This window comes from Chitinophaga sp., assembly GCF_035761305.1.
Lineage (GTDB): Bacteria > Bacteroidota > Bacteroidia > Chitinophagales > Chitinophagaceae > Chitinophaga.
The window spans coordinates 1-12,717 of sequence record NZ_DASTRI010000166.1 but is presented as its reverse complement, the minus strand read 5'-3'; the positions used below and the strand labels follow the sequence as shown (position 1 = coordinate 12,717).

Below are 12,717 nucleotides of genomic sequence, written 5' to 3'. Positions count from 1 at the left end.
GAACCCAAGTTTAACGTTTGGACTATTAACGATAAAAATGGTCTTGTTTATGGTTTTCTTTTTAACAAAGAAGATGATCAACCAACCATAAGGCTTTTGAATGAGGACAGTAAACCTATATTTGAAAGCAGCAAATGCGCTATCGGAAAAGAGATCATCTTTAAAAAAGTAAGAAGCAATTTTTAAAAACTGTAACCCGATTTAAACTAATATAACAACAATCCTAACTCTCGTAATACTCATTCTTTGATCCAATAAATCTTGCATATGGCACTTCAAACCCGCACACAGATCACTATCAGCGGACAGGCAGAAATGGCTATCAGGGATTTTCACCGCCTGCAGCTTACGCAAACGGTAAATGGCCATCATTATTTTGAACTGGTGGTGGACCCTGCCAGCTTGTTTGGTATGGAAAGCGATGCCATTGCCAAAACACAGGCGCTTATTGGCCAGCCAATCAATATAAGTATAGAGCAGGAGTTCTCCGGCAAAGGTGGCAATCCCCTGTTGTTCAAAGGTGTTGTTACCAATATAGCTACCGGCAAAAGAGGCGGTGTTGCCCAGTCGGAATGCATTATACGGGGTTACAGCCCTACCATTCTGCTGGATGATGAGCCTCATATAGAAGCTTATGAAGAAAAGTCATTGTCCGACATAGTAAATAATTTACTGGGACAATATGGCCGCGCCGGTTTAAAGGCTAACGTAAAACCAGTGCACACCAGCCCTATCCCTTACATTGTACAGTATAAGGAAAACACTTACCGTTTCGTGCAACGACTGGCCAATCGCTTTGGTGAGTGGTTCTATTATAATGGCACAGAACTGGTATTCGGGCAGCCCTCCAACAGCTCTTCGCTTTTATTAAAATATGGAGTAGACCTCTCCTCCTACTCTATTGAGCTGAATACAATACCCGCCAACAGCCGGTATGTAGGCCTGGATTATTATAAAGACAGCCTGGTTGAAGACACTACCAATGCCCATAGTATTAATGGCAATGAGTACACACAGCATCTTACCAAGGTCAGTGATTCCTTATTTGCAAAACAAGCCACTTACAAGATCAATGAAGCATTAGGACGGCAATCGGATAAAGAGATTGAATATATCACCAAGCTATCCAAAAAAAATAAAGTAGCCGGAATGGTACAGTTAAGGGGATATAGTGATAATACCGGTTTACAGGTTGGCAATACAGTAGAAGTGAAGGAAGCCTTTTTACAGGATCAGAACCGCGGCAAATATGTAGTAACAAACGTTACCCATTACTGTACCGGCAACGGTAACTATGAAAATGATTTTACCGCTATACCGGAAGAAGTAGCCGCGCCGCTGGTACGGCTGGATAACCACCCTTATTGTGAAGCACAATCCGCTACCGTGGTGGAAAACAATGATCCCGAAGGGCTGGGCCGCATACGCGCACGCTTCCGCTGGCAGCAAACCGGTCAAACACCCTGGATACGCGTAATATCTGCTTCAGGCGGCGGCGATAAAGGCATGTTCTTTATTCCTGAAAAAGGAGAAGAAGTGATTGTTGACTTTGAAGGCGGCAATCCTGAGCTACCCTTTGTAATCGGCACCACTTATAATGGTAAAGCCAAAAGCAGCTTTGGTAATGCAGGCAATGATGTAAAAGCGCTTAAAACCCGAAGCGGCAATATTATCAAGCTGGATGATGCTGCCGGCAGTATAACGGTTACTGATAAAAACGGCAGTACTATGATGATGGATGGTTCCGGCAATATTACGGTACAGTCGCAAACACTGGTAACGGTAAAAACAGAAGATAAAATTGTAGTAGATGCACCTAATAAGATAGAGTTTCTTTCAAAAGAAGTGCATATTAAAGGTTCTGAAAAGGTAGTGATAGGTGAAGGGCCGGCTAAAATAACGGTTGACAACACCGCCAACAGGATCGACTCTTCTGCAGATACGATAAAATCTGCCGCAGATACCCTGCATGAGCTGTTCTGCAGCGCCAATATGAAGCTGACTTCCGAACACTGCGCCGCAGTGGGCAATACAAAAATGGACATCAGCAGCACCAGCATAAAAGTGGCCGGCAGCGCAGCAGCAGATATTAATGGAGGAATCGTGAATATTAATTGCTAGTGAACCGGATTATTCTCACAGGCGGCTTTTTATTGTTATTGGCCTGTAATACCGCACCGGCAAATAACAGTACAGGTAAAACGCCCGCTGTTATTCAAACCACTGCCACTGATGCAGCAGATACTACTGCTGCCGGTTTCTGGACAGCATTTCAGCAGGCATTGCAGCAGAAAGATGATCATGCACTGATCGCGCTTACGCATTTTCCTTTACCTGGTGTTAAACCGTTTTTGAATGCAGATATACCAATCGCTGCCACAGGAGCCGACACAGCGCAGTTCCTGGCTGCCCTGCCAGAAATATTAAATAAAGCACTCGGGGTACAGGCGCTTAACGTTTCATGGGACAGCTTATGGATAATAGCACCGGCAGATTTTGAGCAACAAATAACCGGCGGACAAAAATTACTATCCATTATTGATCCTGGCACCCAGCTGCGGTTGTGTTATACGCAGTGGGCAGAAGGTAGTGATAAGGAAACCAACCAGGCCCTTGTTTTCAGTAAAGTAAACGGCGAGTACAAACTTTGCGGCATCGCCTGGAGAGGAGTCATTGATTAATTTAGAATTGAACATGAACGAACACAATCCCATAGCATTTGAGCTGAATAAAATACAGCAGGCATGGCTGAAATCCGTAGCCCCCAACCCGCAGCTGCGGGTGGTAAGGCTGGTGATAAAGCCGGAGGAAGCACGCGTATATGAAGGTTTTTGTAAACTGGAGTCGTCCCGGCACGGACAAATGCCCGAAGTGTTTGTTACCCACCTTACCAACTTTGAAGATGAAGATGCTTTCAGCGCTGCCATTATAAAAGACTGGCTGGAAACCTACGACAACAGCGCTGCCTTAATGAAAGAGCTGCAGCAAAGGAACACGGCCTTTACCTGGAACCCGCAGCCTTACCGGCAAGCGCTGGCACAGCAAAATGGCCAATCTATGGACGATGCCCTGCTGCACCTGCTGGACGATTTCAAACAGGCGCTGCCCAATGACGATAAACGGTTGGTGCTGGCCCTGCTGCCACGGCAGGTAAGCCATATGCGCGGCCTGAAACAGTGGCTTACCAACATGCTGAAAAAAGGCATTCCCAATGGAGTAAAGCTGCTGGTATTTGACCATGCAGGCAATGAGCAGCTGGCTATCCACGAACGGCAGTTCCCGGGGCAAATACATTCCATGCATGTACCGCTTGAGCTGCATAATGCCATACAAAAGCTGGCTAAAAGCGGTAACCCTAACGATCCTGAAATAGCACTGCGCCGCTGCCTGTTTGAAATGGGCGATGCCCTCCAGAAAAAAGAAATTAAACGCCTGCACGAGTGGGGACAAAAAGCATTGGATTATACCCAACGCAGCGGTAACAAAGGCCTGTTTGCCTCCGCACATATCATGTATGCCGGTATGCTGTTCTACTTTAAACGGGATCCGCAGCTGCCCATACTGCTGGAGCGCGGTATGCGCATTGCCAAACAGGGCGTTCAGGGCGATCCAGCCTGCCTACCCCTGCTTATACAGTTTTACGGCTACCACGGCGCCTATGCACAAATACGCCGGAACTTCGACGATGCTATTGAATGGTTTATTAAACAAGCCAGGCTGGCGCAGGAACATCATTTTAACCAGCAGGCAATGAACGGCTGGTACCAGGCTGCTGAACTCTGCCGCCGGAAAGATGCCGGCCGCTATTACACGGTGCTGGAAGAAGCCTACCTGGCCGGGCTAAGTTTGCAGGATGAAGAGATCACTACCTCCGTATATATTTACCTGCTGCGTGATTATTACGATTACGCGCACAATAAAAAGATACAGGAAACCATTCAACAGATTGATGAAAAGATGGGCCGCCTGTTTGGCGACAACTGGAAAGAAGAGGTAGACCGCATCCGCAAAACCCGCGCACCGCTCATGATGCCGCCGCAGGCAATAGATGTGGAGGGAGCCTGATATTTCCCGGCAGCAGTTGTAATAATGCGCTATGCTCTCCTCCACACAACAACAGCCGCCATAATTAACAGCAATACCGCTGCTACCTGCTTACAATAAACCAGGAAAATTGTTATCATAAATCCCAAAAAAATAATTTCCTACCAATCCTGTAGACTAATAGTATTATTCCCTATCTTTGCTCCTCCAACAGCAGAAAAAAATATAAGTCTATGTCTATTACCTACAGATATGCCGATCTTGAGCCGGAATTTCTTCCGGAAAGATTTAACGCCCCTACCCCGCGCCGCAACAGGCTGTCACCGCTGCGTACAGGCAATGCGGCCCCGGAGCTGCACGTGCCGCCAACGCAGCTAATACAGGCAGCAGGTTTGCCGCAGGACCTGCACAACCGCACCCGTCCGCTGGTAGTTGCATTCCTCTCCTTTCACTGGCACAGTTATGCAGCCGCACGCCTGCAGGAGCTGCGCGAGCTGTATGCCGATATCCAGGTAATGGGCGGCGATCTGCTCGTAATAAGCGATGAAGACACCACTTTCTTCAACCTGCTGGCAGGCAAACAGCCGGTACCTTTCCCGGTGGTGTGGGACCGGCAGCACAAAATGGCCGGCCAGTTTGGCGTATATGCTGCAACAGATCCCATTTGGGACCGTATATCCGGCGTGAATGAGGATGTGCCCACTCCCGGCATATTTGTACTGAGCCCCGGTGGTAAGATAGTGTTTGATGAAGTAGACCTTTACTTTGAAAAACAGCTGGCAGTACGTGACCTGCTGACGGCCGTATACAAAGCCAGCCACCGGAAAGCAGCCTGATAATTTTATCCCGCACCCCTTCCTGCTATAGCAGATGAATGGTTATATTTATCCTTCAATCTATAGCGCATGAATAACCCTTCTTCTACCCCTCCGTCTTCCGGAAACTCTACCTGGGGGCAGGTGCTGGGCGCTGCTGCAGTAGCCCTTATAGGATTTGGCTTTGCTGTTTACCGCTACATACAGTTCTCCGGCGCCGATGCCGGCATCCGTTTAAGCCGGCTGGAACGGCCTATTTACCGGGCAGCCGGCAAATGGGGGCTTGTTATCGTGTTCCTCGTAATGGGTATATGGGGCGCGTATGCTGCTATTAAACATTTCCGGCAGCTTAAGAAATAGCAATGGAGTTAATTACAAATTTACAATTACGAATTACGAACGCTGCAATAAATCCAACCCGCACGTATACTGTATACAAAAGCCAGCGCTATTTTACAGGGCGGCTTACACCTGGCCTAAAGGATTTCACGTTTGTACAATTTAACCCCGGCAATACCTTAACGTTTTTCAATTTTTATTACCGGCGGATGCGCCAGGTCATCCCACAAGGCATTGGCAGCTGCCGCCGTAATATCGTTATCATATACTACAACCCGGTATTTTAACGTATATTCTTTCCCGTAAGTAAGCAGCCACGGCTTCATTTTAGTAGGACTGAAGTTTACAAACAGCTGGCCATCTCCCATATGCTCCGTCCATATGCGCACCGGCTCCGGTGAGTCGTAATTGTCGGGATAAGAAAGCACCAGCATGCCTGCCTGCCCTTTGCTGGTTTGGCCGGTTATCTTTACCCAGCGGGCACGGGTGCTGTCGGCATCCTTACGGGTGTGGCCTTCGGAAGTAAGCACCTGGCTGGTGGCGTTGGTCCATTCGGGGGTAGCACGAAAACCAAAGCCGCCGCCATAGCGGTATTGCTTCAGCAGCAAGGGACTTTTACTGTCGCAGCTGTACACCGATGTCAGGTCCCATACATGCAGGGCAGCGCCCGCCGGCGCAGGATAGGCGCGTACATCCCACACCTCATTCAAAGCTATTTTTTCAGCGCCCGTTCCCTGCAGCACCACATGCTGCTGCAATGCTTTAAAGCCGCCCCATACCGGCCCTTGTGTTTTGGAAAGAAAGCCGGCAAACCGCACAGTACCCTGTTTTTTATACAGGTTCCAGAAATCCACTTCCTTACCTTCAAACTCTGTATCTGTCCAGGGGTTCCAGATGCCTACATGGTGCCAGTGATCCTTAGGATGTATATTGGTAAGCACAGCCCCGTTGGGCGCCCACAGCGGATGAATAAACCCGCTGCGTTTGTAGGCGCTGTCAACACCCGCAGGCGGGTATACCATAGCGTAGTTATATTGCAGGATAGGCTCACTGCCATCCTGCAGGCGAAGGGTTCCCTCCTGGTCAATGGCCTGTATAGCCGGTTTGGAAGCTGCATTATTACCCTGGCCCTTTACCAGCTCAAACACCCTTTGGGCGCCGGGCGCGCTGGTGCCGGATAATATCCACCAAATGCGGCGCTGGTAGCCGGCCTCAACCTGGAACGGTACGGGTATGCGTTGTGCGCCTTTTATTTCCAGCAAGGTTAAAGCGCTGTCGGGCAAAGCGGTCACAGCATCCAGCACAACAGATACAGGTGTATGATCACGTTTATATTTACCGGCATCTACTGTAATGCGGGCAAGGGTTTGAGCATGAACGGCCATAGCAGATAGCGAAAATATAATAAGCAGCAGTAAAACAATAGCTGATGGTTTTTTCATACGTGGCATTTGTGCGGGTTAATAGTAGTTCAATAACAGGTAGTACATTCTTAAAAATAGATAATCCCTGCGGCCTATGCAAGTATAATTGTGTAACTTAGCAGTGATCACCATATCTACACCACAGATGAAAGTACCACCTTCACCAAAACATCCTACCGGTCCTCTGCAATTAACAGGCAAGCTTGAGCTACGTACTTTCTATGCCAATACCAAACGCTCTTTTACGGGTACTTACCTGGTATCTGACATCGGCACATTCCTGATACGGCCGGCCAGGCAACCGGTAAATGGTGCTAATCCGTTACAGCCGTTACTGGGCAAAACAATTACAGCTGCAGGACAAATAAAGCATGGAGTGTTTCTTGCAGAAGAGCTGGCAGAGGTTAACGGGTAGGTTGCAGCAGCACAGCGCCGGTACCGGGCCGGTTTGCATAAACAATACGGCCGTCTGTTATCTTCACGCCATCAGCAGTATCGCCTGCCAGCAACAGCGGGCCATCCATATCCACATAATCCAGGTAAGGTAACAGGTGTGCTACTGCGGAAGTGCCTACACTGCTTTCATTCATGCTGCCGGTCATTACCAGCATGCCTGCGCGCTTGGCTTCAGCAATCATACGGCGGGCAGGCGTTATGCCGCCGCACTTGGTGAGCTTTATATTAATGCCGTGGAAATGCCCCTGGCACTTTGTTACATCTTCCTCTACAATACAGCTTTCATCTGCAATAACAGGCAAGGCAGACTGTGCATATACTTCCTTCATACCATCCCAGTCCGCAGCGGGCATCGGCTGCTCAATAAACTCAACCCCCAGCGCTTTAAAGGCAACAGCGTTACGCAGGGTTTCCGCCACGCTCCAGGCGCAGTTGGCATCTACCCGGAAAATGGCATGGGTGTGTTTGCGCAGCTCCCGGATAATGGCAATATCGTCCGGGGTGCCCAGCTTTATTTTATAGATAGGCCAGGGAAACTCCTGCAGCTTGCGCACCATGTTCTCCACGGTATCTATTCCAATGGTATAATCGGTAAGCGGGTTATGGGAAATATCCAGGTCCCATACTTCGTACAGCTTTTTACCCAGCTTTTTGGCGTGCAGGTCGTGTGCGGCCATATCCAGCGCGCACAGGGCAAACATATTATCACTGAAAAGCGGGTACAGCATTTTCCAGAAAGCTTCCGGCGTATCGAGCTGGTAAGCTTCAATAATTCCGCGGTGCGCATTAATGGCTTCCATAAGGCGGGGCACCGTCATGTTATAGTATGCATTATCCGCGGTTTCGCCCAGTCCACTGTAACCATCCTGCAACAGCTCTACTACCAGTAACGGCTGTACGTCTTTTGACTTGCGGGAAATGGTAAAAGTGTGCCGGAACTTCAGCTCAAAAGGATATAATTTGAATTGCATGCTGCCAAAATTAGGCAAAAAGCAGAAAGGAAAAAGCAAAAGGCAAAAAGCAAAAGGTTGAAGGGTGAACAGGGAAACCAGGGCAATGCAGGGTGGATGCTTAAAGCCGTTCCGGGGCCAATGTTAAAGGCCAAAGGCCGGTCGCAGACAGCCGGGTGTATAAAACGGGCTTAATATACATACCGCTGCTAACAATAAGGGCAGGCCGGCCTGAAAATATAGCCGTTATCCCCTGCAGGTTTGCAACCAACACCATGGCCAATAGCTAAAAAAGAAAAACCGGCTGCCGCAATCGCTTGCAACAACCGGTCTTATGCTTTATGCTTTCGGCTTCTCGCTTCCAGCGTATTATTTCACTTCTTCAAATTCCGCATCGGTTACACCACCTTCACCGGCTGTACCGGTATTGCCCTGCGGCTGCGGTTCCTGGGCGCCGCCGTTGGCCTGCGCGCCCTGTGTGGCTTTGTACATTTCTTCGGAAGCAGCGGTCCAGGCGGCATTCAGTTCAGCCACAGCAGTGTCTATCTGCGCAACATCCTGGGTTTTTTGTGCTTCTTTCAGCTTGTTCAAAGCAGTTTCAATGGTTGTTTTCTTGTCGGCAGGCAGCTTATCGCCATATTCCTTCAGCTGTTTTTCCGTCTGGAAAACAAGGCTGTCGGCCTGGTTGATCTTTTCGATCTTTTCACGCTGCTCTTTATCAGCTGCTTCATTAGCCTTGGCTTCTGCCTTCATTTTTTCTATTTCCTCCTTGCTTAAGCCGCTACCAGCTTCTATGCGGATGTTCTGGCTCTTGCCGGTTCCCTTGTCTTTTGCCGTTACATGCAAAATACCGTTGGCGTCAATATCAAAGATCACTTCGATCTGCGGTACGCCGCGCGGCGCCGGCGGAATATCGCCTAAGATAAAGCGGCCCAGGGTACGGTTTTGGTTAGCCATTGGCCTTTCACCCTGCAGTACATGTATTTCTACACTGGGCTGGTTATCCGCGGCAGTAGAGAAGGTTTCAGACTTCTTGGTAGGAATGGTGGTATTGGATTCTATAAGCTTGGTGAACACACCGCCCATGGTTTCAATACCCAGTGACAGCGGGGTTACGTCCAGCAGCAGCACATCTTTTACCTCACCGGTCAGTACACCACCCTGGATAGCAGCACCAATGGCCACTACCTCATCGGGGTTCACACCGCGGTTAGGTTTCTTACCAAAGAACTTTTCTACTACTTCCTGTATTTTCGGAATACGGGTTGAACCACCTACCAGTATTACTTCATTAATATCGCTGGTGCTTAAGCCGGCGTCCTGTAGGGCTTTGCGGCAAGGTTCCAGTGTACGTTCCACCAGCCTGTCGCTCAGCTGCTCAAATTTAGCGCGGCTCAGCTTTTTCACCAGGTGTTTGGGCACGCCATCCACTGCTGTGATGTAAGGCAGGTTGATTTCTGTTTCTGAAGAGGAAGACAGCTCGATCTTTGCCTTTTCAGCGGCTTCTTTCAAACGCTGCCATGCCATCGGATCTTTGTGCAGGTCTACGGCTTCATCTTTCTTAAATTCATCGGCCAGCCAGTCCATGATCACTTTATCGAAGTCGTCACCACCCAGGTGTGTATCACCATTGGTAGATTTTACTTCAAATACACCGTCGCCCAGCTCCAGGATGGAAATATCAAATGTACCACCACCCAGGTCAAACACCGCGATCTTGCTGTCGTGGTGCTTTTTATCCAAACCATAAGCCAGCGCAGCTGCGGTAGGCTCGTTAATGATACGGCGAACGTTCAAACCTGCAATTTCACCGGCTTCTTTGGTAGCCTGGCGCTGTGCATCGTTAAAGTAAGCCGGTACGGTAATTACCGCTTCGTTTACTTCCTGGCCTAAATAATCTTCAGCCGTTTTCTTCATCTTCTGCAGGATCATGGCAGAAATTTCCTGCGGAGTATATAATCTGCCGTCTATATCTATACGTGTGGTGTTATTGTCACCTTTGGCTACTTTGTAGCTCCAGTGCGGTATTTCCTGGCTTACTTCGTCGTAATGACGACCCATGAAACGCTTCACTGACATGATCGTGTTTACAGGGTTGGTAATGGCCTGGCGTTTAGCCGGGTCACCTACTTTTCTTTCTCCATTCTTTAAAAAGGCCACTACTGAAGGCGTGGTACGCCGCCCTTCGTCGTTGGCTATCACTACCGGCTCGTTACCTTCCATTACGGCAACGCATGAGTTGGTAGTTCCTAAGTCGATACCTATTATTTTTCCCATAATATTTAAGATTCTCCTTTAGTTGTAGATTGATTGAGTGTTTGTCTTTGGTTTGTCAATGATTATGCCAAGCGAAATTTTATGCAAATATGTCAGTCTACTGAACCCCGGCCGCTATTATTTGTTATGAAATGCAGTAACCTGCGCTAACGAACGGACTGGACCATATTTATGTAACCTACTAACCTTTCAATTCATGAAAACAATCCTCACCGCATGGGCTGCCGGTATGCTGGCCCTGGCTGTGCCCTTTACAGGCGCTGCGCAAACAAACACGCCCGCTGGCACCACCACCACTTCTTCTGCGGGCATTTTTAATGGCACCAAAGATTTCAAAACCTGGTCAATAGGCGTAAATGGCGGCCTGCTGGCCCCTGTAGCCCCCACAGGCGGCAGCAATGATTTTACAAAATGGAAAGCTTCCGCCGGGTACGGCGCCTATGTTAAATGGCAGATACTGCACTCACTGGGCATACGGGCCGATTATACCGGCGGCAAGCTGCAGGGCGATAACTCCAAAGAGCTGGGTGACGGCGAAGCACCCAACCGCGCCTATGAGTCATTTGAAACCAGCCTGAAATGGTCGGCTGCATTAAGCGCTGTGGTGAACGTTGCCACTATTAACTGGCTGTATAAGCAGAATTTTGTACAGATCTATGTATCGGCCGGCGCAGGACTGGCAGGTTACAGCCCTAAAGTTACCCCCGCCAACGGCAATGAAATGGATTATAAACCCGATGGCTCCATTAAAGAGCTGATTATTCCCATAGGCGCGGGACTGAAGTTTAAACTATCTGACGCAGTGAACCTGGACCTGGGCTATACCATGCATTATGTGGACGGGGATAACCTGGACGGGTATAATTACGGCCCTAACCGGGATAAATATTCCTATGGGTACGCCGGCCTGGAATTTAGCCTGGGCCCCACGCACAAGCCGCAGCTGGCCTGGAACAACCCTGCCAAAGTAATGTATGACGAGCTGCTGGCGCAAAAAACCGCCCTGCAGCAGGAGCTGGAAAATACCCGCAGCGCCAATACCCGCCTGAGCGCCGATGTGGATAAGCTGCTGAAGGATAGTGACGGCGATGGTGTGTCTGACTTCTTTGACAAATGCCCCGGCACTGCGCAAGGTACCAAGGTAGATGGCAGCGGCTGCGACCTGCCGAGAGATACCACGCCCAAGGTTACTGTGGTGAAACAGGTTACGGAGGAGGACCGCCGGATAGTACGCGAAGCCATACAGAACCTGGAATTTGAAACCGGTAAATCCAGCATTAAGCCCAGCTCCTACGCCTCCCTTAACCGCGTGGCAGAGCTGCTGAAGGCTAAAGGCTTCAGCCTGAAGCTGGCCGGGCATACCGATAATGTAGGCACGGAAGCCAATAATATGCGCCTTTCAAAAGACCGCGCAGAGTCTGTAAAACAATACCTGGTAGACAGGGGCGCCAACCCGTCGAGAATTGAAGCTACCGGCTACGGCGAAAGCCAGCCCATTGCAAGTAATAAAACCGCGGCCGGCCGGCAAAAGAACCGGCGTGTTGAGTTTACGCTGTATTAATTGCAGCGGAAGCGGCAAGGCGGGTAAAGCGTAACAGATGGATAGCAGTGTGCAGGTGAAAACCACGAGTGCGCTTTTACTACGGGTATAGTACGCTTTTACCGGGAAGTGCGAACGCTTTTACTACCGGTTGCGAACGCTTTTACCCGCAGTTGCGCAGCAGTAACATACAGGCAGGGCACGGGATTGCGCCGCAAACCCGCCGCCGTTACGCCGGAAAATAATCCAATTCAATAGCCGGGGCCGTGCTGACAGAACGCCCCGGCTATTTTTACAGGTTGAAATACCTGCAACATTCTGTGGCGGGAAACTGTTTCCCTCCTGCCCTACTTATAAACCGGCATATATTTTGCCCCACAGGCTCAGCTTATCTTTATATTATGAAAAAACATATCCTATTAACACTGCTGGCGGTTTCCGCCATTTTTTCTGTACATGCGCAAAGCATCCACATTGGCGCTAAAGGCGGCTTAAACATTGCACAATTGACAGATATTGACGGCTCCAGCGCACGCGTGTCCGGCCATGTTGGCGGTTTTGTAAACCTGCGCTTTCATAACTGGGCCCTGCAGCCCGAGCTGTTGTTTTCCGGCCAGGGAGCAAAGCACCCTGTACTCACGGCAGACCGTACCCTGGCGCTGAACTACATTAACATCCCGGTAATGTTCCAGTACTACCTGATACCGCAGTTTTACCTGGAGGCGGGTCCGCAGCTGGGATTACTGGTAAGCGCCAAGGATAAAGGCGGCAATGTAACAGTGGATGTAAAAGACTCCTATAACAGTGCGGACGTAGCCATTGGCTTTGGTTTGGGCGTAAAGCTGCCCTATCGTATCGGCCTGTATGGCCGT

11 protein-coding genes and 1 pseudogene are annotated in these 12,717 nt (G+C 49.4%); 9 read left to right on the top strand and 3 right to left on the bottom strand.

Features of this window, described 5'->3' with window-relative positions:
* The 6 genes and pseudogenes from VFS25_RS14335 to VFS25_RS14310 form a co-directional block, all read left to right on the top strand.
* The coding region (locus tag VFS25_RS14335; protein ID WP_326462844.1) for a hypothetical protein at window positions 1-186 on the top strand (186 nt) is incomplete at its 5' end.
* Between the two features lie 81 nt (window positions 187-267).
* Window positions 268-2,121, top strand: a complete 1,854-nt coding sequence (locus tag VFS25_RS14330) for a type VI secretion system tip protein VgrG (protein WP_326462843.1) — start codon at window positions 268-270, stop codon at window positions 2,119-2,121.
* Window positions 2,121-2,681, top strand: a complete 561-nt coding sequence (locus VFS25_RS14325; protein WP_326462842.1) for a hypothetical protein — start codon at window positions 2,121-2,123, stop codon at window positions 2,679-2,681. The genes VFS25_RS14330 and VFS25_RS14325 overlap by 1 nt, the downstream gene beginning before the upstream one ends.
* Window positions 2,682-2,694: 13 nt before the next feature.
* On the top strand, window positions 2,695-4,065 hold the full coding sequence (locus VFS25_RS14320) for a hypothetical protein (protein ID WP_326462841.1): 1,371 nt from the start codon (window positions 2,695-2,697) through the stop codon (window positions 4,063-4,065).
* Between the two features lie 326 nt (window positions 4,066-4,391).
* Window positions 4,392-4,880: pseudogene (locus tag VFS25_RS14315) on the top strand (redoxin domain-containing protein); the annotation flags it as partial.
* 69 nt (window positions 4,881-4,949) lie between these two features.
* On the top strand, window positions 4,950-5,219 hold the full coding sequence (locus tag VFS25_RS14310; protein WP_326462839.1) for a hypothetical protein: 270 nt from the start codon (window positions 4,950-4,952) through the stop codon (window positions 5,217-5,219).
* A 158-nt stretch (window positions 5,220-5,377) separates the two neighbouring features.
* On the opposite strand, the gene VFS25_RS14305 is transcribed toward VFS25_RS14310, so the two are convergent.
* Entirely contained in the window at window positions 5,378-6,640 is a 1,263-nt protein-coding gene (locus VFS25_RS14305) for a PmoA family protein (RefSeq protein ID WP_326462838.1), read from the bottom strand.
* 127 nt (window positions 6,641-6,767) lie between these two features.
* On the opposite strand from VFS25_RS14305, the gene VFS25_RS14300 reads away from it, so the two are divergent.
* Window positions 6,768-7,037: a hypothetical protein gene (locus tag VFS25_RS14300; protein ID WP_326462837.1), complete on the top strand. Its 270-nt coding sequence runs from the start codon at window positions 6,768-6,770 to the stop codon at window positions 7,035-7,037.
* On the opposite strand, the gene VFS25_RS14295 is transcribed toward VFS25_RS14300, so the two are convergent.
* Together VFS25_RS14295 and dnaK are read right to left on the bottom strand one after the other, a co-directional pair.
* Window positions 7,027-8,049 (bottom strand): dipeptide epimerase, encoded by a 1,023-nt coding sequence (locus VFS25_RS14295; protein ID WP_326462836.1) that lies wholly within the window; start codon window positions 8,047-8,049, stop codon window positions 7,027-7,029. The genes VFS25_RS14300 and VFS25_RS14295 overlap by 11 nt on opposite strands.
* Window positions 8,050-8,397: 348 nt before the next feature.
* A complete protein-coding gene (gene dnaK, locus VFS25_RS14290; RefSeq protein ID WP_326462835.1) occupies window positions 8,398-10,305 on the bottom strand; it encodes a molecular chaperone DnaK in 1,908 nt (635 codons plus the stop codon).
* Window positions 10,306-10,501: 196 nt separating this feature from the next.
* Between dnaK and VFS25_RS14285 the strand changes: the two genes are divergently transcribed.
* Both VFS25_RS14285 and VFS25_RS14280 read left to right on the top strand, forming a co-directional pair.
* Window positions 10,502-11,866, top strand: a complete 1,365-nt coding sequence (locus tag VFS25_RS14285) for an OmpA family protein (RefSeq protein WP_326462834.1) — start codon at window positions 10,502-10,504, stop codon at window positions 11,864-11,866.
* Between the two features lie 380 nt (window positions 11,867-12,246).
* Window positions 12,247-12,717, top strand: a 471-nt coding sequence (locus VFS25_RS14280) for a porin family protein (protein ID WP_326462833.1), incomplete at its 3' end; no start/stop codon positions are given.